Source organism: Acidovorax sp. 22279 (assembly GCF_052045435.1).
Lineage (GTDB): Bacteria > Pseudomonadota > Gammaproteobacteria > Burkholderiales > Burkholderiaceae_C > Acidovorax > Acidovorax delafieldii.
In genome coordinates, this window is the sequence record NZ_JBQEOV010000004.1 from 235412 (window position 1) to 254530 (window position 19119).

General features: G+C 65.8%; 17 protein-coding genes. 8 read left to right on the plus strand and 9 right to left on the minus strand.

Annotation, left to right across the window (positions count from 1 at the left end; genetic code table 11):
- The first annotated feature begins 413 nt into the window (after positions 1-413).
- Positions 414-575, plus strand: coding sequence for a hypothetical protein (locus ACTJKQ_RS07370; protein ID WP_440596467.1), 162 nt, complete (start codon positions 414-416; stop codon positions 573-575).
- A gap of 6 nt (positions 576-581) precedes the next feature.
- On the opposite strand, the gene ACTJKQ_RS07375 is transcribed toward ACTJKQ_RS07370, so the two are convergent.
- Positions 582-1514 carry a LysR family transcriptional regulator gene (locus ACTJKQ_RS07375; protein WP_440596468.1) on the minus strand — a complete coding sequence of 311 codons (933 nt, stop codon included), beginning with the start codon at positions 1512-1514 and terminating at the stop codon, positions 582-584.
- Positions 1515-1627: 113 nt separating this feature from the next.
- Between ACTJKQ_RS07375 and ACTJKQ_RS07380 the strand changes: the two genes are divergently transcribed.
- From ACTJKQ_RS07380 to ACTJKQ_RS07390, 3 genes are all read left to right on the plus strand, one after another.
- Positions 1628-2605 (plus strand): Bug family tripartite tricarboxylate transporter substrate binding protein, encoded by a 978-nt coding sequence (locus ACTJKQ_RS07380; protein ID WP_056057200.1) that lies wholly within the window; start codon positions 1628-1630, stop codon positions 2603-2605.
- Between the two features lie 17 nt (positions 2606-2622).
- Complete coding sequence (locus ACTJKQ_RS07385; RefSeq protein WP_440596469.1) at positions 2623-3825, plus strand: M20 aminoacylase family protein; 1203 nt, start codon at positions 2623-2625, stop codon at positions 3823-3825.
- Between the two features lie 208 nt (positions 3826-4033).
- Positions 4034-4483: a carboxymuconolactone decarboxylase family protein gene (locus ACTJKQ_RS07390; protein WP_440596470.1), complete on the plus strand. Its 450-nt coding sequence runs from the start codon at positions 4034-4036 to the stop codon at positions 4481-4483.
- Positions 4484-4541: 58 nt separating this feature from the next.
- Here the strand turns inward: ACTJKQ_RS07390 and ACTJKQ_RS07395 are convergent, their stop codons facing one another.
- From ACTJKQ_RS07395 to ACTJKQ_RS07420, 6 genes are all read right to left on the minus strand, one after another.
- Positions 4542-6257: a tannase/feruloyl esterase family alpha/beta hydrolase gene (locus ACTJKQ_RS07395; RefSeq protein ID WP_440596471.1), complete on the minus strand. Its 1716-nt coding sequence runs from the start codon at positions 6255-6257 to the stop codon at positions 4542-4544.
- 153 nt (positions 6258-6410) lie between these two features.
- Entirely contained in the window at positions 6411-8138 is a 1728-nt protein-coding gene (locus tag ACTJKQ_RS07400) for an acyl-CoA dehydrogenase family protein (RefSeq protein WP_440596472.1), read from the minus strand.
- A 124-nt stretch (positions 8139-8262) separates the two neighbouring features.
- A complete protein-coding gene (locus ACTJKQ_RS07405; protein WP_056057208.1) occupies positions 8263-9252 on the minus strand; it encodes a Bug family tripartite tricarboxylate transporter substrate binding protein in 990 nt (329 codons plus the stop codon).
- 98 nt (positions 9253-9350) lie between these two features.
- Positions 9351-10115 carry an SDR family NAD(P)-dependent oxidoreductase gene (locus ACTJKQ_RS07410; RefSeq protein WP_440596473.1) on the minus strand — a complete coding sequence of 255 codons (765 nt, stop codon included), beginning with the start codon at positions 10113-10115 and terminating at the stop codon, positions 9351-9353.
- A 29-nt stretch (positions 10116-10144) separates the two neighbouring features.
- Positions 10145-12022: a feruloyl-CoA synthase gene (locus tag ACTJKQ_RS07415; RefSeq protein ID WP_436076566.1), complete on the minus strand. Its 1878-nt coding sequence runs from the start codon at positions 12020-12022 to the stop codon at positions 10145-10147.
- A 40-nt stretch (positions 12023-12062) separates the two neighbouring features.
- The gene (locus ACTJKQ_RS07420; RefSeq protein WP_056057212.1) at positions 12063-12845 is read right to left on the minus strand and encodes a crotonase/enoyl-CoA hydratase family protein; all 783 of its coding nucleotides are present in this window, start codon (positions 12843-12845) and stop codon (positions 12063-12065) included.
- A gap of 160 nt (positions 12846-13005) precedes the next feature.
- Here ACTJKQ_RS07420 and ACTJKQ_RS07425 point away from each other — a divergent pair, with 160 nt between their 5' ends.
- The gene (locus ACTJKQ_RS07425; RefSeq protein WP_056057215.1) at positions 13006-13893 is read left to right on the plus strand and encodes an amidohydrolase family protein; all 888 of its coding nucleotides are present in this window, start codon (positions 13006-13008) and stop codon (positions 13891-13893) included.
- Between the two features lie 42 nt (positions 13894-13935).
- Here the strand turns inward: ACTJKQ_RS07425 and ACTJKQ_RS07430 are convergent, their stop codons facing one another.
- Positions 13936-14433: a MarR family winged helix-turn-helix transcriptional regulator gene (locus ACTJKQ_RS07430; protein WP_056057218.1), complete on the minus strand. Its 498-nt coding sequence runs from the start codon at positions 14431-14433 to the stop codon at positions 13936-13938.
- A gap of 182 nt (positions 14434-14615) precedes the next feature.
- Complete coding sequence (locus ACTJKQ_RS07435; RefSeq protein ID WP_099731536.1) at positions 14616-16160, minus strand: YifB family Mg chelatase-like AAA ATPase; 1545 nt, start codon at positions 16158-16160, stop codon at positions 14616-14618.
- Positions 16161-16374: 214 nt separating this feature from the next.
- Here ACTJKQ_RS07435 and ACTJKQ_RS07440 point away from each other — a divergent pair, with 214 nt between their 5' ends.
- The 3 genes from ACTJKQ_RS07440 to amt are packed head-to-tail and all read left to right on the plus strand — an operon-like array spanning position 16375 to position 19048.
- Entirely contained in the window at positions 16375-17085 is a 711-nt protein-coding gene (locus tag ACTJKQ_RS07440) for a TorF family putative porin (protein ID WP_056057222.1), read from the plus strand.
- Positions 17086-17128: 43 nt separating this feature from the next.
- Positions 17129-17467, plus strand: a complete 339-nt coding sequence (gene glnK / locus ACTJKQ_RS07445; RefSeq protein WP_015012094.1) for a P-II family nitrogen regulator — start codon at positions 17129-17131, stop codon at positions 17465-17467.
- A gap of 36 nt (positions 17468-17503) precedes the next feature.
- Positions 17504-19048: an ammonium transporter gene (gene amt, locus ACTJKQ_RS07450; protein WP_395457567.1), complete on the plus strand. Its 1545-nt coding sequence runs from the start codon at positions 17504-17506 to the stop codon at positions 19046-19048.
- Positions 19049-19119: the final 71 nt, after the last annotated feature.

Genomic DNA, 19119 nt, shown 5'->3' on the forward strand with positions numbered 1-19119 from the left:
GCGCCCGGCAGTAGCACTGCTACCCAATCAAAGGCCTGCATGGGGTTCCCTCATGCAGGCCTTTTTTGTATGTGCCCGGTCGGCGTTGTGTGCAAGCGGCGCTCCGTCTGCTCACGCGGCGCGCCCTACGGCCTGCGCACTGCGGCTCCATGCGGCCCTCATGAAAACTCCGCTTTTCATGCAGCAGCCAGGCACAGCAATCTCCATCTGCTACGCAAAATTTAGGCAGAACTGATGCTTACGCCCACACAGCAGGCCCGATAGCATCGCACCAAGTTTTCAGATCATGTGCCCCGTGGTGTCGATGTGCAATTCGACGATGGCTTGAACACGATGAAGCTGCTGGCGCAGCGTTTTGAGGCAATGCACTTCACATTCGATAGTGCCAGCCAACAGCCAGGAAAATCTCAAAAATGGATTGGGTCCCGATAGTCTTCATCACCTTCAAGGTGCTCGTGTTTGGCACCTGCATGTTCTACGCCATCAAGTGGCACCACGACCAAGGGAAGAAGGCGAAAGAAGAAGCCAGCAGATCGCAGGCGCCGGCTGAACGCAAGCCGGGCGTGACGGAGTAGCTTCCCTCAGGAAACATCGCGGTGGGTGTCATCACTGGGGCTCAGCATGCGGACTACAAAATCGCGGAACACCCGCATCACAGGCTGCTCGGTGCGTCCTGCCAGCGTAACCACACCGAGCATGGCGCCCTGATCCAGGTGAGGGACTACCGACAGTTGCACCAGGTCACCCCTCGACATCTCCTGGCGCGCCGCCGCCAGAATGCCCAGGTAAATCGCGTCCGATTGCTGCACGGTTTGCAGCAGGCTGGAAATCTCTTCACACTGCAACGTGGTCATCTCGGCGGGGTCGGCTTTGGGGCCGTAGCGGGCTACAAGGATCCGCGCTATCTCTTCTGACAAGGGGATCGAGGCCACGGGGTAAGACAGCAGGGCTTCGAAGGGCACGCCGTTGGGGTACTGCGCCAGCAAGGGATGTCCGGCACGGCAAACCATGCCAGCAGGCATGTCAAAGGTCGGCCCAATGCTCAGGTCCGCAGCAGGCACGATGCGGCGTATATCCACGACGAGGGCATCCAGCGAGCGATCGCGCAGCTGCCGCAATTGCACCTCTGTCGGGCCGCGCGTCACCGACACTTTCACTCCGGGGTGATGCGTCGCCATGTACACCAGCCACGGCGTCATCAGCAAGGCACCCGGGCCGGACCCCAATCCGAGCCGCAGGCTCCCCAGTCCGCCTTGTTGAAGCAGGGCGGCGCCCCGTTTCAATTCGGCGGCCTCTTTGACGATGCCCCGCGCCCGCTCCAGCACTGACTGGCCCAGCGGGGTCATTTCATTGCGTTTTCCGATGCGATCCAGCAGCGGCCCGCCCAGTTCTTCTTCGAGGGACTGGATGCTGCGGCTGAGAGCGGATTGGGTGATGTGCAGTTTCTCGGCCGCACGGCTGAACGAGCCCATATCGGACAGCGCCAGAAAGTGTTCCAGATGCCTGAGGTTCACCTATTCATTTTACGAATGCAAATTGAGAAAAGAAGTCATTGGACGCAACAAAAATCGTTTTCTACGATGCAGCTGGCACTTGAATCCACAACACCAATTTCATGGAGATTCGGATGAACTTCAAAACCTTTGTGGGCGCACTGATCATGGCCGCCAGCGCCATGGGCACAGCCTGGGCGCAGAGCTGGCCCAGCAAACCCATCAGTCTCATCGTGCCTTACCCGGCCGGCGGGCCCTCTGACTTTTTTGCCCGCAAGTTGCAGCCCGAGGCATCCGCCCGGCTGGGGCAGACCATGGTCATCGAAAACGTCGGTGGCGCTGGCGGCTCCATTGGCCTGGCCCGGGTGGTCAACGCGCCCGCCGACGGCTACATGCTGGCCCTGGGCAGTCCGATGGAACTGGTCCTGGCGCCCATGGCCATTCAGGGCGTGAAATACAAAGCCGAAGACTTCACGCTGGTGGCCCAGTTCGCCAACACGACCACCATACTGGCGGTGCGCAATTCACTCAACGTGAAGAACCTGGACGAACTGCTGGCCCTGGCGCGCAAGAAAAGCGGCAACCCCTTGAGCTACGGCAGCGTGGGCCCGGGTTCGCTGTACCACCTCATCGGCGAGAGGTTCTCGCAGCTGACCAAAGTCGAGATGCTGCATGTGCCCTACAAGGGCATTGCGCCCCTGCTCACGGACCTGATGGGTGGCCAGATCGACATGGCTTTCCTGCCCATGGCGGGCTCGATTCCGCAAACCATCATGGACGGAAAGATTCAGGGCCTGGCCGTGACTGCCAAAGCGCCGCACCCGTTGTTCAAACAGTTCCCGGCCATGGCGACCATGAAAGGGCTGGAATCCATGGAATTCAACATCTGGAGCGGTGTGCAGGTACACAAGAGCACCCCTGAGAATGTGATCAACACGCTGAACAAGGCCTTCTATGCGGCGGCGGAAATTCCGGAAACCCGCAAGGCTTTCGAAGCCAGTGGCAATGTCGTGATCAGTGCGCGCAGCCCCGCAGAGCTGGCAAAAATCTACCAGGCCGAGATTGAACTCTATCGCGGCATCGCACGCAGCATCAACCTGCAGCCGCAGTGATGGCAGAAAGGCCCTTCATGAACGCCCCACGCGAAGCTTTTGCGCACCACATCATCGAGGCCCTACAGGCGCAGGCCGCCGAGTTCATTGCGGTGCGCCGCGATATTCACAAGCATCCCGAGATGGGCTACCAGGAGTACCGCACGAGCGACCTCGTGGCCGAGCAGCTCGAAAAATGGGGCTACCAGGTCACCCGGGGCCTGGGTGGCACCGGCGTGGTCGGGCAGCTGCGGCGAGGCAATGGCAGCAAAACCCTGGGCTTGCGCGCCGACATGGACGCGTTGCCCATCGAGGAAAACACGGGCCTGCCGTACGCCAGCTGCAACGTGGGCATCATGCACGCCTGCGGGCATGACGGTCACACCGCCATGCTGCTGGCCGCAGCGAAGCACATTGCACAGAACGTAGAGTTTTCGGGCACGCTCAACCTGATCTTCCAGCCTGCCGAAGAGAGTCTGGGCGGTGCCAGGAAGATGATGGACGACGGCCTTTTCACCCGTTTCCCGTGCGACGCGGTGTTTGCCATCCACAACATGCCGGGCCACCCGCAGGGCCATCTGGTGCTGCGCGACGGGCCCACCATGGCGTCGTCCGACTACGTCACCATCACGCTGGACGGCAAGGGCGGCCACGGGGCCATGCCGCATCTGGCGGCCGACCCAGTGGTGGCTGGCTCGGCCATCGTGCTGGGTCTGCAAGCTATCGTGGCGCGCAATGTGGACCCGCAAGAGACGGCAGTCATCACGGTGGGTGCATTCAACGCGGGCGTGGCCAACAACGTCATCCCCCAAAAAGCCACGCTCAGCCTGAGCGTGCGCTCACTGAATCCGCAAGTGCGCGAACTGCTCGAAAAGCGCATCACCGAACTCGCCCAGGCCCAGGCCCAGAGCTATGGGGTGCGGGCGCAGGTCGAATACAAGCGCGGGTATCCGGTGCTGGTCAACCACGCGCGCGAAACCGACTTTGCGCGGGAGGTGGCTGAAGAGCTCGCAGGCGCTCATCGCGTGACCCGCCAGGGCAAGGCATTGACCGGCAGCGAAGACTTCGCCTTCTTCCTCGAAGAAGTGCCGGGCTGCTACTTGTTCATCGGCAATGGAGAAGGCGAGGGCAGTCACGGCGCCTGCATGGTGCACAACCCAGGCTATGACTTCAACGACGAGAACGTGGCAGTCGGTTCCGCCTACTGGTCTTTGTTGGTCCAGCGTTTCCTGCAACCGTGATGCTGAAGCGTGCCACCTTGGGAAGCACGCACAGCGGCCCAATGCTCCCCGCTGTCGCCGGTTCCGGCGCGTAGCGGCGTGGGTGTGGGCATGGTCGGCTTCGCACCCATTTCTCTCGCATCTGTCACAGCACCCTCACATCACACGTCTTGAGAGCAGGAGGTCGATATCGCCCTCTGCTCAACTTTCAATGTGAAGGAACTGCTGTATGAATCGCGCTGTCTGGTTCAACGTATCGCCCGAGGGGGCCAAGGCCATCGGGACGCTGCACCACTTCGTCACCCAGGGCACAGGCCTGCCCAGCTTGCTGACGCACCTGGTCTTTCTGCGTGTGTCGCAGATCAACGGGTGCGCGCACTGCATTGACATCCACACGCGCGACCTGCTGGCCGAAGGCATGTCGGTGGAGAAGGTGGTGCTGGTTCCTGTGTGGCATGAGGCGGCGTATCTGTTCTCCGAGCAGGAGCGCGCCGCGCTGGCCTGGGCCGAGGAGGTGACGCGCGTGAGCGAGACCCATGCCTCTGATGAGGCCTATACGGCCGCACTGGCCGTGTTTGGTGAGAAGGACCTGGTGGACCTGACGCTCACGATTGCCACCATGAACGCCATCAACCGCATGGGCGTCAGCTTTCGCATGAAGCCTCGCGCCAAGGCGTAAAAGGTAAAGAAAAAGGGAAGCCCGGCTTGCGCCGGACTTCCCGCTTTTCAAGCGCTGATCACTTGCAGCTGAAACTGCTTGCGCTCTCCACATCTCCCGTGCCGTTGTAGCGTGCCACCTTGGGGTACACGCACAGTGGCCGGGTGCGGTTGGCGGACCAGCTGGCGGGCAGCTCGGCGTTGACCACATTGGCGCCTGCGCCGCGTGCCTTGGCGGTCACGCTGTCGGGGGCCTTGCCTTGTTCCACCCAGGCCACCAGCGGGGCCAGCATGTCGAACTGGTCGGTGGCGGGTCCGCCGGAGCAGTGGTTCATGCCGGGGATGAGGAACAGGCGGGCAAAGGCGTCGGCCTTGCCGCTGTGGTTGGCCTGCAGGCGGTCCATCCAGTTGGCGGTGTCCATGGGCGAGAACACGCCGTCGGCCACGCCGTGGAAGACGATCATCTTGGCGCCCCGGTTCTTCAGGGCGCTCAGGTCGGCTTCGTTGGGCGGGGTCATGTACGACCAGGGGGACTCGGCGTATTGCGCCGTGGTGGCGAACATCTTGGGGTAGTCGGTCTCCATGCTGAAGTTCAGCGCGTACTGCATGCCGGGGATGGCGGTGAATGCGGCCACGCTGGATGGGGGCGAGGTGAAGATGAAGGCCACCGCACCGGCGTCACGCGTGGCGGGCGAGCCAAAGTGCCACGATGCAAAGTTGGCGCCCGCAACGCCGGGGTCGAACCAGGTGCCGGTGTACAGCGCTTCGCCCTTGCTGTTCTTGGGGCCTGCAAAGATGCTGGCCAGCACGCCCTTTTGCTCGCTGGTGATGCAGCTGCCGTCGCGCGCGCCGGTGCAGGTGGGCACGTCGGTCTGCAGGTTGAAGGCGGCCTGGCAGGCGGCCACGTCGTTGACCTGGCCGTCGGCCACGCCGTCCAGTGCGTCGCACTTGGCGACGATCTTGCTGCTGATGAGCTTGAACTCGGCCGGGCTCACGGCGGTGGTCAGGTCGGGCAGGCCGGTGGTGGCGTCTTTGGTGGACACCTTGGCGTACTGCTGGGCCTTCCACAGCTGGGTAGTGGCGGCCTTGGGCAGGTGAAAGCCGGGGTTGCCCGCCAGGATGCCGTCGTACTGGTCGGCATAGCGCGATGCGCCCACCATGGCGTGGCGGCCGCCGTTGGAGCAGCCGGCCAGGTACGAGCGGTCGGGCGCCTTGCCGTAGGCGCTCTTGATGAGGTTCTTGGCCATGGGGGTGAGGGTGCCCACGGCCTGGTAGCCGTAGTCCAGCCGCGCCTGCGGGTCCACGCCAAAGAAGGGCGTGGGTGCGCTGTGGCCTGCGTCAGAGCTGAGCACTGCAAAGCCTTGCACCAGGCCGGGTGCCACGGGTGCGGCGCCGCTCACCGAGCCCAGCGCGGTGACCACGCTGCCGTCCAGGCCGCCGTTGGCCTGGTGCAGAAAGCGGCCGTTCCACTCCACGGGCAGGCGCATTTCAAAACCGATGGCGTAGCTGGCGCCGTCCACGGGGCCGGTGCGCTCTTTCATCTTGCCTTTGACGAGGCAGTGCGCAGGCGCCTGGGTGGTCACGCCCTGCACGGTGATGGGGCCTGCGGGCACTTGCTCGGACGAGGTGATGCGCGTGTCGGGCAACGCCAGGCTGCTGGCCAGCGTGGCGCACGACTGCAGGGTGGCGGGGGTGGCCGCGGAGAGCTGGGGCAGGGCGGCATCGGACGAGCCACCACAGCCCATGAGCAAGGCAGCAGCCGCCGCCGAGATCGCCAGGGGGTGGTGGGCACGCATCCGGTTTCTTCTCATCTTCAAGCGCATGGTGTTGTCTCCAGTGGTTTTTTTGAGGCGCAAGGAACCCCGCAACGTGGCCTCAACACGCTGTGGGTGGGAGATGGATGAAGCTTGTGTTTTGCTACTGAATCAGGAGCTGCTAGTGCATATGAATCATGCGCTTGCGGCCTCCTGGGGCCTGAATTCAAATGCCTGGGCAATGCGCTGGCGCAGGATGGTGGTGCGCAGATCGAACTCGGGCAGCACCCACTGGGCGAAGGCCTGGGCGGGCGCGGTCCAGCGGTCTGTGGCGGCCGTGGATTGTTCCGCGCGGTGGGGGCGGGCGGCGCCGATCTGGGCCCAGGCCCATTCCAGCAGCACCAGCGCCACGGCGCGCAGGTAGTCGTCGGCCACCCAGTAGGGCAGTTCGGGGTCGGACTGGGCGGCAATCGCCAGGGTCTGCGTGATCTCCACCAGGGCATGGCGGCGCGCGCTGGCGGCGGCGCTGGGGGCTGCGCCGGGCAGTGTGGTCAGCAGCGTTGCCAGGCCTTGGCCGCCATCGGCCAGCACCTTGCGCACCAGCAGGTCGATGGCCTGGATCTCGTTGGTGCCCTCGTAGATCATGGCCACACGCGCGTCGCGCACGATCTGCTCGATGCCCCATTCACGCACATAGCCGTGGCCGCCAAACACCTGCAGGCAGGCGCTGGCGCCGTGAAAGGCCTGGTCGGTGAGCGCGGCCTTGAGCACGGGCGTGACCAGCGCGCACCAGCGCTGCGCGGCGGCACGTTCGCCGGCGTCGGTGCTGTGTTTGGCCACATCGAGCTGCAGGGCCGTGTGGTAGGCCAGCACGCGGCCGCCGTCGATCCAGGCGCGCTGTGTGTGCAAGATGCGGCGTATGGCGGGGTGGTCTTGAATCAGGCTGGTGTCCTTGGCGCCGGGCGCGCGCATCTGGCGGCGCTCTGCGGCGTAGGCGCTGGCCTTTTGCCACGCGGCCTCCAGCAGGCCGATGCCCTGCAGACCCACATGCAGGCGGGCAGCGTTCATCATCACGAACATGGCGTTCAGGCCCTTGTTCGGCTCGCCCACCAGCCAGCCGGTGGCGTCGTCAAAGCGCATCACGCAGGTGGGGCTGCCGTGCAGGCCCATCTTTTCTTCGATGCGCTCGCAGACCACGGCGTTGTGGCTTCCATCCTGAAGAATCTTGGGCACCAGGAACAGCGACAGGCCCTTGGGCCCCGCAGGCGCATCGGGCAGGCGGGCCAGCACCAGGTGCACGATGTTGTCCGTCAGGTCGTGTTCGCCGCCGGAGATGAAAATCTTGCTGCCGTTCACCCGCGCGCTGCCGTCGGGCTGGGGCACGCCGCGCGTGCGCACCATTCCCAGGTCGCTGCCCGCATGGGCTTCGGTCAGGCACATGGTGGCCAGCCATTCGCCGGTGGCGACCTTCTCCAGGTACTGCGCCTTGAGTTCGTCGCTGGCGTGGTGCTTGATGCATTCGTACGCGCCGTGCAGCAGGCCGGGGGCCATGGTCCAGCCGTGGTTGGCGCCGGCCAGCCATTCAAACAGCACACACTCCAGCACCGCAGGCAGGCCCTGGCCGCCATCGTCGGGCGCGCAAGACAGCGACGGCCATCCCGCCTGCCAGAAGGCCTGGTAGGCATCGCGAAAACCTGCGGGGGTGTGCACGCGTCCACCGTCAAAGCGGCAGCCTTCTTCGTCGCCGCTGCGCTGCAGCGGGGCGATGGCGCTGTCCACAAACTTGGCCGCCTCGTCGAGCACCTGGGCCGCCAGGTCGCCGTCGGTATCCACAAACGGTGCCAGGCCCTGCCAGCGCGTGGGCGCCTTCAGCACGGTGGTCAGCAGGTGCTGGATGTCGGCAAGGGTCTGGCGGGCTTGCATGGTTTGCTCTCTTATTAGTAGCTGTTTGCGCTTGATGGTTGGGCGCTAGCGGCTGTTTCTTCTATTTTTTGCCATGCGGCGGCCCGGACTGGGGTGCCAGTCCGGACCTGCGGCGCAGGGGAAATCAGGACTCTGCGGTGAAGCCGATCTTCTTGATCAGCGGGCCCCAGCTGTCGTACTCGGCCTTTTGCCAGCGGGCCTGTTCTTCAGGGGTGGAGCCATGGGGCATCAGGCCCACGATGGCCAGGCTGTCGATGACCGACTTTTCCTTCAGCGCAGCGTTGATGGCGGCGTTGGCAGCGGCAATCACCGGCTTGGGCGTGGCGGCCGGCGCGTAGAAGCCAAACCATTCTTCAGTGGTCAGCTCAGGGAAGCCCTGTTCGGCAAACGTGGGCACATCCGGCACGTAGATGGAGCGCTTGGGGCCCGAGGTGGCCAGGATGCGCAGCTTGCCGGCCTTGTAGTTGGCGATGAAGTCGCCGTGCGGTGTGACCATGGCCGCCACCTGGCCGCCCACCACGTCCGTCACGCCAGGGATGGAGCCACGGTAAGGCACATGGCGCAGGTCCACACCGCTGTTGATGCCCAGCAGCGCGCCCAGGAAGTGGGGCGTGGAGCCCGCGCCGGGCGAGCCGTAGCTGGCGTCCTTGGGGTTGGCCTTGGCCCAGGCCAGGAAGTCCTTCACGTTCTTCACGCTGGCGGGCACCATGGGGCCCACGGCCAGGCCGTGGTGCATGATGGCTGCGATCGACACGGGCGCGAAGTCCTTGTCGGTGTAGTTCATCTTGCTGTAGATGTGCGGGTAGTTGGCCAGGGCCGACACTTGCGCCACGGCCAGCACCGAGCCGTCTGCGGGCGCAGCTTTGAGCGTCTCCAGCGCAATGCGGCCGCCCGCGCCGGGCTTGTTTTCCACCACGCCAGGGTTCTTGCTGAACGCGCTGCCAGCCCACTTCTCGGCCACGCGGCGGGCCACGGTGTCGCCCGAGCTGCCGGCGGGGAAGCCGAAGTACACCTTCACCTGGTCCACCTGGGCATGGGCGGCAAAGGGGTGGAAGGCGCCCAGCGCGGCGCTGGCGCCAAGGGCCTGAACGAATTGACGGCGGGTGGTGGTCATGCTGATGTCTCCTGGTGTGTGTCTGACGGAAATCTCGGGGGTCAAGCTGGAGCGCTTTCGCGCCCTCTTGTTATTTACTGATGTGTGGCGCTGATCGTTTACCGGGGCGCCATGCGCAGGGCGCCGTCCAGGCGAATGACTTCGCCGTTCAGGTGGCCGTTGGTCACGATATGGCAAGCCAGCTCGGCAAACTCTTCGGGTTTGCCCAGGCGTGGCGGGAAGGGGATGCTGGCCGCCAGCGACTGTTGCACGGCCTCGGGCAGCTCTTTCATCAGCGGCGTGGCAAACAGGCCGGGCGCCACGGTGCACACGCGGATGGCGTGCTGCGCCAGGTCGCGCGCCATGGGCAGCGTCATGCCGGCCAGACCTGCCTTGGAGGCGCTGTAGGCCTGCTGGCCCACCTGGCCATCAAAGGCGGCGACGGATGCGGTGAACATCATCACACCGCGCTCGCCGTTGTCCAGCACGGGCAGCTTGCTGCAGGCGGCGGCAAACAGGCGGCTCACGTTGTAGCTGCCGATGAGGTTGATGTTGATGACGCGCACGAAGTCTTCCAGCGGCGCGGCGCTGCCGTCGCGTTGCACCACGCGCTTGGCGCTGCCAATGCCGGCCACGTTCATGAGGATGCGGGCGGGGCCGTGGGCGGCGGCAGCCTTCTCCAGCGCGGCGGTCACGCTGGCGGCGTCGGTGATGTCGCAGGGGCAGGCAACGCCGCCAATGTCTGCGGCGACCTTTTCGGCCAGCGCGGCATTGCGGTCGAGCACGGCCACCTTGGCGCCCAGGCGGGCCAGTTCGCGTGCGGTGGCCTCGCCGAGGCCCGATGCGCCGCCGGTCACGAGGGCGGCTTGTCCTTGAATCTGCATGGTGGGTCTGTCCTGTTCGGGGTGGGGTTTCAGGCGCCGGGCTTGAGGATGCCCGGTGCTGTGTCGTCGTGCAAGGCCGTGACGAGCGCATCGCGGTGCTTGAGCACGGCACGCTGGTTGACGGAGCCCTTGTCGGTGATTTCGCCCTTGTCGATGGAGGGCGGCTCGGCCATCAGCAGCGCACGGGCCACGCGGCTGGCGCTGCCGGTGGCTTCGCGGGCCAGCCCGTCCAGCACCGCCTCAATGCGCTGGCGCACGGCGGGGTGGGCCACCACGTCGGCCCAGGGGGCGTCCGGGCCCAGGCCGGCGACTTCGCGGCAGGCGGGGGAGGGGAACAGCAGGGCGCCCACTTCCTTCATGTTCAGGCCGGTGAGCACCACGTCCTGGATGTAGGGTGCGCCCGCCACGATGATCTTGGCGCGCATGGGGCCCACGCTCACGAAGGTGCCGGTAGAGAGCTTGAAGTCTTCGGCAATGCGGCCGTCAAACGCCAGGCCCCGGTGGATGTTGTTCTCGTCGATCCACTTCACGGCGTCGCCGGTGCACAGGTAGCCTTCGTCGTCAAACGCGTCGCGTGTGGCGGCGTCGGAGCGCCAGTAGCCGGGCGTGACGTTGGGGCCGCGGTAGCGCACCTCGGTCTTGCCGTCCACCTCCACCAGCTTGAGCACCATGCCGGGCACGGGCGCGCCGATGTGGCCGGAGCGCACGTCGGGGCTGTTGCAGAACATGGCCGAGGGGGCGGATTCGGTCATGCCCAGGCCCGTGCACATCACGATGCGCTCGCCAATGGCGGCTTCCTGCGTGGCGTGCAGGCTGTCCCACACGGGCTGGGCCAGGCCGGCGCCCGAGTAAAAGAACAGGCGCACGCGCGACAGCAGGTTGGCGCGCAGCTGGGCGTCGGTCTTCATGGCCTCGGCAATCATTTCAAAGCCGGTGGGCACGTTGAAGTACACCGTGGGTGCGATCTCGCGCAGGTTGCGCAGGGTCTCGCCAATCAGTGCGGCCGTCGGCTTGCCATCGTCGATGTACAGCGTGCCGCCATGCATCATCGTGAGGCCGAAGTTGTGGTTGCTGCCGAAGGTGTGGTTCCACGGCAGCCAGTCCACCAGCACGGGCGATGCCTCGGCCAGCACCGGCAGCGACAGCGAGATCTGCTGCAGGTTGGCGCACCACATGCGCTGGGTGTTGATGACCGGCTTGGGCATCTTGGTGGAGCCGCTGGTGAACAGGAACTTCACGATGGTGCCGGGGCCGGTGGCGTGCATGGCCGCGTCCACCGCCGGGGTGGCGGTGGTGTGGCGCAGGCTCTGGAAGGTGCCGGCCTTGCGGCCCTCCAGCGCGCCCTGGGCCAGGATCACTTCGACATCGGCCGCCACGGTGGCTGCGATGGCCTTGCCGTAGCGTGCGCCGTCGGCGGCAAACACCAGGCCGGGGGTGAGGGTGTCGATGACGTGGCGCAGCTTGTCGTAGTCCTGGCTCACGGTGGCATAGGCGGGCGACACGGGGCAGTAGGGAACACCGGCGTAGATGCAGCCCAGCGCCAGCAGGGCGTGCTCGACGGTGTTCTCGCTCAGCACCACCACCGGGCGCTCTGCGTTCAGGCCCCGGTCCAGCAGGGCCTGGCCGATGCTGCGCGCGGCGTCGAGCGCCTGGGCGTAGCTCACATGCTGCCAGTCACCCGTCTTGCCTCCTGGCAGCTGTTCGCGGCGTGCCAGAAAGCTGTGGTCGGGCGTGGTCTCCGCCCAGTGCACCAGGTAGTCCGTCACGCGGCGCGCAAAGGCGCCCAGGGGCAGGTCCGCCTGCAGGTAACGCACGCCCGGTGCACCGTCACGCAGGCTGACGCGGGTCACGCCGAAGGTCACGGGGCGGTAGCGGGCCGGGGCGAGGGGGGTGGAGAGGTCGCTCATAGGGGGGTCCAGCAGGGGCAAGGGGTGACTGGGGGCGGGCTCAGTCCTTGCGGACCTTGGCGGCGCGGCCTTCCAGGAAGTCGGCGAGGCGGGACTTGGCTTCGGGCGCGCTCTGGGCGATGGCGGCCATCATGGCTTCGGTGAAGAAGCCCTGGTCGGCGGGCTGCTCGGCAATGCGGGGCAGGGCGTGCATCAGCGCGTAGTTGGTCAGCGGCGCGTTCTGCGCCACGCGCACGGCCAGCTCAAAGGCCTTGTCAAAGGCCTGGCCTTCGGGCACAAGGTACTGGGCAAAGCCGACCTTCTCGCCGTCCTGCGCGTTGTAGACGCGGCCGGTGAGCATCATGTCCGTCATGCGCGCAGCGCCGATGAGCTTGGGGATGCGCACCGCGCCGCCGCCGCCCACGAAGATGCCGCGCGAGCCTTCGGGCAGCGCGTAGAAGGTGGATTCGTCGGCCACGCGGATATGGCAGGCGCTGGCCAGCTCCAGCCCGCCGCCCACCACGGCGCCATGCAGCGCAGCGATGACCGGCACGGGGCCGTACTGCACACGCTCCAGCGCAGCGTGCCACATGCGCGAGTGGTGCAGGCCCTGGCCGGCGTCACGCTCTTTGAGCTCCGACAGGTCCAGCCCGGCGCAGAAATGGGGGCCGTCGCCATCGATGACGGCCGCGCGCACGGTGCTGGGCATTTTCTCGAACAGGTCGCGCAGCGCGAGGATCAGGCCGTCGTTCAGCGCGTTGCGCTTGGCCGCACGGGTCAGGCGGATCACGGCCACTTCCTGGTGGTCGCCGCGCAGCTCGAAATGGATGTCTGGATGGGTCATAGAGGCTTTCGTGTTGGTTGAATTGTGGTTATAGTTCATAACCAATTCAAGCAAGCCAAGCCCGTTTTTTATTGGTGTTTACCCTTGATCTGCGTCACGCGCCGTGGCGCATGCTGGGGGTTTGACGCTGCACCGGCGGGCGCCAACCCAGGAGACACGCATGGACCACGCCAATCTGATCGCCATCGACATCCACACCCACGCCGAGGTGAGCTGCTGGAACCCGTTTGACAACTACGGCGAGGAGTACGACCGCGCCGCCGACAAGTACTTCAAGAACGGCCGCCGCCCCACCATTGCCGAGACGGTGGCCTACTACCGCGAGCAGAAGATTGGCCTGGTGATGTTCACCGTGGACGCCGAGTCCAAGATGGGCCGCCGCCGCATCCCCAACGAAGAGATCGCCGAGGCCGCCAAGGCCAACAGCGACATGATGACGGCCTTCGCCAGCATCGACCCCCACAAGGGCAAGATGGGCGCGCGCGAAGCCCGCCGCCTGATCGAGGAGTTCGGCATCAAGGGCTTCAAGTTCCATCCCACGGTGCAGGCCTACCACCCCTACGACAAGATGGCCTGGCCTATCTATGAGGTGATCGCCGAGTACGGCATGCCCGCCATCTTTCACACCGGCCACAGCGGCATCGGCAGCGGCATGCGCTGCGGCGGTGGCCTGCGGCTGGAGTACAGCAACCCCATGCACCTGGACGATGTGGCCATCGACTTCCCTGACATGCAGATCGTCATGGCCCACCCCAGCTTTCCGTGGCAGGACGAGGCGCTGTCGGTCGCCACGCACAAGCCCAATGTCTGGATCGACCTGTCGGGCTGGAGTCCCAAGTATTTCCCCAAGCAGCTGGTGCAGTACGCCAACACGCTGCTCAAGGACCGCGTGCTGTTCGGCAGCGACTACCCGCTGATCACGCCCGAGCGCTGGATGAAGGACTTCCAGGAAGCGGGCTTCAAGCCCGAGGTGATGCCCGGCATCCTGAAGGGCAACGCGGTGCGCTTGCTGGGGCTGGACAAGGCCCCGGCAGCGCCGGCCGCCTGATACGCACCCAGGCCTCTTGTGGCCGGCTGAGCGGCCGCTGGATCAGTCGTAGACTTTTTGCAGCAGCCGGATCAGCGTCTTGCGCTCGGCCGCCGTCAGGCGGTTGGTGGCGTCTTCTTCCAGTTGCGCGGCCGTCTGCTCGGCCTGCGCCGTCAGTTCCACCCCGGCGGGCGTCAGGTGCACGCCCATGGCGCGCCCATCGCTCGGGTGTGGGCGCCGCTCGATCAGGCCGCGCCGTTCCAGTGCCGCAATCAAGCCCACCATGTTGGGCGGCAGCACGCTGAGCGTGGCGCACAGCTGGCGCGAGGTGATCCCCGGGTTGTGCGCCACCAGTGACAGCACCGAGAAATCCACCACCTTCAGGTCGTACACGGCCATGCGTTCCATGAACACGGCAATGATGGACAGCGCCGCGCGCCGCGTGTTGTAGCCCACCAGCGTGCGCAAAAAGCCGGTGTCCACGGGCTCGTTGGCGGGGGCTGCGGTGTCTGTGGGGGCGGGGACCGACGGGGATTTCTTGGGGGAGCGGACGCTGGACATGGGGGGAGATTGTGCCGGGCGCCCGGGCCCCTGCGGCCGGTGCGCAGCGCCCGCTGGGTGCTGCGCACCCTCTTTTTGATCAAAATCAGCCGCAGGCGCTAGTGATACATGCGCCAGGCGCTATCAATTTGATATCTGTCTCCGTCAAGGTGCTGATGTGCCTCAAGGGCCGCCAGCGCTACTCACACCGGGCTGCGCAGTACGCGGCGGTATTGCACGGCCTCGGCGACATGGCTGACCTCGGTGGTGGGCGCGCCCGCCAGGTCGGCGATGGTGCGCGCCACCTTCAGCGCCCTGTGCGTGCTGCGTGCCGACCAGCCCAGGCGCGCGGCAGCGGTGTTGAGGAACTTGGCGGCCGCATCGTCCAGGTGCAGGTGGGCGTCGATGGCCTGCCCCTGCAGCGCCTGGTTGGTGCTGCCCTGGCGCGCCAGCGCCTTGGCGCGGGCCTGCTCCACCCGGGCGCGGATGCTGGCGGTGGACTCGCCCGCAGCCGCCTGCACCAGCTGCTCGGCGGGCAGGGCGGGCACCTCCACATGCAGGTCGATGCGGTCCAGCAGCGGGCCGCTGAGCTTGGCCTGGTAGCGGTGCACCTGGTCGGGCGTGCAGCGGCAGGCGCGCTGCGTGGAGCCCAGAAAGCCGCAGGGGCACGGATTCATCGCCGCGATCATCTGGAACCGGGCCGGAAACTCCGCGCGTTGCGCTGCCCGGGCGATGGTGATGTGGCCGGTCTCTAGCGGCTCGCGCAGAGCCTCCAATGCGGCGCGCGGGAATTCCGGGAGTTCATCAAGGAAGAGCACGCCCTGGTGGGCCAGCGAGATCTCGCCCGGCCGGGGTGGCGAGCCACCGCCCACCAGCGCCACCGCGCTGGCCGTGTGGTGGGGCTGGCCGGTGGGGCGCACGCCAAAAGCCTCGGGCCGAAAGCGCCCCGCCAGGCTGGCAATGGCGGCGCTCTCCAGCGCTTCGTCCACCGTCATCGCGGGCAGCAGCCCGGCAAAACGCTGCGCCAGCATCGACTTGCCCGAGCCAGGTGGCCCGGCCATCAGCAGGCTGTGGCCGCCAGCCGCTGCAATCTCCAGCGCGCGCTTGGCGCCCGCCTGGCCCTTCACGTCGGCCATGTCGGGCCCGGTGGTGCTGGCGGTGAGCGCGGTGGCCTGCAGGCGGGTCCAGCCGTCGTTGGCCACGTCGGCATCGCCACCGGCCGTGCTGCCCGGTGGCAGGAACGCCCGCACCACATCCAGCAGGTGGCGCGCACGCACCACGCGCGCGGCGGGCACCAGGGCGGCCTCTTCGGCACTGCCGGGCGGCAGCACCAGCTGGGCGTCAATCTGCTGGGTCTGCAGGGCCAGGCTGGTGGCCAGCGCGCCGCGCACGGGGCGCAGCTCGCCGGACAGCGACAGCTCGCCCGCAAACTCGTAGCCTGCCAGGCGGCTGGCGTCCACCTGACCGCTGGCGGCGAGGATGCCCAGCGCAATCGGCAGATCGAAGCGGCCCGAATCCTTGGGCAGGTCGGCGGGGGCAAGGTTGACGGTGATGCGCTTGTTCGACGGGAACTCCAGCCCCGCGTTCTGCAGCGCGGAGCGCACGCGTTCGCGGGCTTCTTTCACCTCCACCTCGGCCAGCCCGACCAGCGTGAAGCTGGGCAAACCGTTGGCCAGATGCACTTCGACGGTGACTGCAGGCGCCTGCAGCCCCAGAAGGGCGCGGCTTTGCACCAAAGCAAGACTCATGAAGCGATTTCTCCCCAGATGGGTGCGTTTTGTGGTTTTTTAGCGCGACCCGTTGGGTGTCTGCACCAGTTGGGTGCAACATGCCGGACGCGGTCACCGCCACTGTACTGGGGATTGTTGTAACGCAACGCAACCGTGCAGCGCGCCGTGCACCTTGGTGTGGCACGGTCCGTGCTTAAAGCGCTTGTCCCTACTTTGTCCAACCGGAGGAAACATGACCCGCGCCATCATCAAGACCCTGGGCGTTGCCCTTGTTGCAACCCTTCCCATGCTGGCCAGCGCCCAGCTCACTGCCAACGTCAGCCTGACCACGAACTACAAGTTCCGTGGCCAGGACCAGGACACGTCCAAGGTCAAGGCCGTCAAGCCCGCACTGCAAGGCGGCTTTGACTACACCTTCGGCGAAACCGGCTTCTACGTGGGCAACTGGAACTCCAGCGTCAACTGGCTGTCCGGCAACTCGCTCGAATCCGACATCTACGGCGGCTACAAGTTCAAGGCCGGTGACGTGGACCTGGACGTGGGCCTGCTGACCTACATCTACCCCGGCAACAGCGCGGGCAACACCACCGAAGTCTATGGCGCTGCCACCTTCGGCCCCGTGACGGCCAAGTATTCGCACACCCTGTCCAAGGACTACTTTGCCTACGCAGGTCCTGGCATGAAGGGCCGCAACACCGGCTACCTGAACCTGGCGTTTGCCCAGGAAGTGGCCCCCAGCACCACGCTGAAGGCGTCGGTCGGCTTCACTCGCTTTGGTGGTGACATCACGGCCCCCAACTTCATGGACTACAGCCTGGGCGGTTCGTACGACTTCGGTGGCGGCGTGTCCCTCGGCGCTGCCGTGGTTGGCGCCACCAAGAAGGCCTTCTACGGCCCGGTCAACAAGTCGCGCGTGATCGTCACGCTCACCAAAACCCTGTAAGTCTCAATGGGCGCCGGTGGCGCCCATTCCGGAGGAACTGAAAATGAAAATGGTGACAGCCATCATCAAGCCCTTCAAGCTCGACGAAGTGCGCGAAGCGCTCTCCGACATCGGCGTGCAAGGCATCACGGTGACCGAAGTCAAGGGCTTTGGCCGCCAGAAGGGCCACACCGAGCTGTACCGCGGTGCAGAGTACGTGGTGGACTTTCTCCCCAAGGTCAAGATCGAGGCCGCTGTGGCCGACGACCTGGTGGACCGCGTGATCGAGTCCATCGAGACCGCAGCGCGCACCGGCAAGATCGGTGACGGCAAGATTTTCGTGACCCACCTGGAGCAGGTGGTGCGCATCCGCACTGGCGAAACCGGCAAGGAAGCCCTGTAAGGGCGAGGCCGCATCCCATCCAAGAAGAGAAACGCCATGAAAAAACTGCTTGCTTCCTTCATTCTGGGGCTGAGTCTGCTATCCGGCGGATCGGCTGTCCTCGCCCAGGCGCCCGCCACGGCAGAGGCCTCGGCACCCGCTGCGGCTGCACCAGCGGCTGAAGCCCCTGCCCCTGCCGCAGCGGCTGCACCGGCTGCTGCTGCCGCCGCTGCGCCTGCAGCGCCCGCCGCAGAAGCGCCTGCTCCTGTCCCCAACAAGGGTGACACCGCGTGGATGATGACTTCCACCATCCTCGTGATCCTGATGGTCCTGCCCGGCCTGGCGCTGTTCTACGGCGGCCTGGTGCGCAGCAAGAACATGCTGTCCGTGCTGATGCAGGTGATGGTCACGTTCTCGCTGATCGTGGTGCTGTGGTTCATCTACGGCTACAGCCTGGCCTTCACCGAAGGCGGTGCCTTCATCGGTGGTTTCGACCGGCTGTTCATGAAGGGCATCTGGGACAACGCCGCAGGCACGTTTGCCAACGCGGCCACGTTCAGCAAGGGTGTCGTGATTCCGGAAGTGGTGTTTGCCGCCTTCCAGGCCACGTTCGCCGGCATCACCTGCGCCCTGATCGTCGGTGCGTTCGCAGAGCGCATCAAGTTCAGCGCCGTCATGCTGTTCATGGTCCTGTGGTTCACGTTCAGCTACCTGCCGATCGCCCACATGGTGTGGTTCTGGATGGGTCCTGATGCCTACGCCTCCAAGGAAGTGGCCGACGCCATGACCAGCAAGGCCGGCCAGATCTGGCAGTGGGGTGCTCTCGACTTCGCTGGCGGTACCGTGGTACACATCAACGCCGCTGTGGCGGGCCTGGTGGGTGCGTTCATGGTGGGCAAGCGCATTGGTTACGGCAAGGAAGCCATGGCGCCTCACAGCCTGACGCTGACCATGGTCGGTGCCTCGCTGCTGTGGGTGGGCTGGTTCGGTTTCAACGCCGGCTCTGCCCTGGAAGCCAACGGTTTTGCAGCCCTGGCCTTCATCAACACGCTGGTGGCTACCGCTGCTGCCGTGCTGGCATGGTGCATGGGTGAAGCGCTGATGCGCGGCAAGGCTTCGATGCTGGGTGCGGCGTCGGGTGCCGTGGCGGGCCTGGTGGCCATCACGCCGGCTGCAGGCAACGTCGGTATCGGCGGTGCGCTGGTCATCGGTCTGGTGGGTGGTTTTGCTTGCCTGTGGGGTGTCAACGGCCTCAAGAAGCTGCTGGGTGCGGACGACTCGCTCGACGTGTTCGGCGTGCACGGCATCGGCGGTATCGTGGGTGCCCTGCTGACCGGCGTTTTCAACGCCCCTGGTCTGGGTGGCCCTGGCTACGTGGCCGACTGGGTGACCGCCACCATGGTGACCTCTGCCGACTACTCCATCGCTGCCCAGGTGTGGACACAGGCCAAGGCCGTGCTGCTGACCATCGTGTGGTCGGGTGTGGTGTCCTTCGTGGCCTACAAGGTGGTTGACCTGACGGTGGGCCTGCGTGTCTCGGAAGAAGACGAACGCGAAGGTCTGGACATCACCTCGCACGGCGAGACGGCGTACAACCGCTGATCGCTCTGCGCCCTACGCGCCGCGGTGTCTGGTGGCACCGTGGCGTCGCAATAAGAACAAGCGAGTTACTC

Excerpts from the sequence above, each read along its gene's own strand:
- ACTJKQ_RS07395 (WP_440596471.1), bottom strand. The coding sequence starts at position 6,257 with ATGCGTGCCCACCACCCCCTGGCGATCTCGGCGGCGGCTGCTGCCTTG.
- ACTJKQ_RS07425 (WP_056057215.1), top strand. The coding sequence starts at position 13,006 with ATGGACCACGCCAATCTGATCGCCATCGACATCCACACCCACGCCGAG.
- ACTJKQ_RS07435 (WP_099731536.1), bottom strand. The coding sequence starts at position 16,160 with ATGAGTCTTGCTTTGGTGCAAAGCCGCGCCCTTCTGGGGCTGCAGGCG.
- ACTJKQ_RS07440 (WP_056057222.1), top strand. The coding sequence starts at position 16,375 with ATGACCCGCGCCATCATCAAGACCCTGGGCGTTGCCCTTGTTGCAACC.
- glnK (WP_015012094.1), top strand. The coding sequence starts at position 17,129 with ATGAAAATGGTGACAGCCATCATCAAGCCCTTCAAGCTCGACGAAGTG.
- ACTJKQ_RS07370 (WP_440596467.1), top strand. The coding sequence starts at position 414 with ATGGATTGGGTCCCGATAGTCTTCATCACCTTCAAGGTGCTCGTGTTT.
- ACTJKQ_RS07410 (WP_440596473.1), bottom strand. The coding sequence starts at position 10,115 with ATGCAGATTCAAGGACAAGCCGCCCTCGTGACCGGCGGCGCATCGGGC.
- ACTJKQ_RS07405 (WP_056057208.1), bottom strand. The coding sequence starts at position 9,252 with ATGACCACCACCCGCCGTCAATTCGTTCAGGCCCTTGGCGCCAGCGCC.
- ACTJKQ_RS07420 (WP_056057212.1), bottom strand. The coding sequence starts at position 12,845 with ATGACCCATCCAGACATCCATTTCGAGCTGCGCGGCGACCACCAGGAA.
- ACTJKQ_RS07390 (WP_440596470.1), top strand. The coding sequence starts at position 4,034 with ATGAATCGCGCTGTCTGGTTCAACGTATCGCCCGAGGGGGCCAAGGCC.
- ACTJKQ_RS07385 (WP_440596469.1), top strand. The coding sequence starts at position 2,623 with ATGAACGCCCCACGCGAAGCTTTTGCGCACCACATCATCGAGGCCCTA.
- amt (WP_395457567.1), top strand. The coding sequence starts at position 17,504 with ATGAAAAAACTGCTTGCTTCCTTCATTCTGGGGCTGAGTCTGCTATCC.
- ACTJKQ_RS07380 (WP_056057200.1), top strand. The coding sequence starts at position 1,628 with ATGAACTTCAAAACCTTTGTGGGCGCACTGATCATGGCCGCCAGCGCC.
- ACTJKQ_RS07415 (WP_436076566.1), bottom strand. The coding sequence starts at position 12,022 with ATGAGCGACCTCTCCACCCCCCTCGCCCCGGCCCGCTACCGCCCCGTG.
- ACTJKQ_RS07400 (WP_440596472.1), bottom strand. The coding sequence starts at position 8,138 with ATGCAAGCCCGCCAGACCCTTGCCGACATCCAGCACCTGCTGACCACC.
- ACTJKQ_RS07430 (WP_056057218.1), bottom strand. The coding sequence starts at position 14,433 with ATGTCCAGCGTCCGCTCCCCCAAGAAATCCCCGTCGGTCCCCGCCCCC.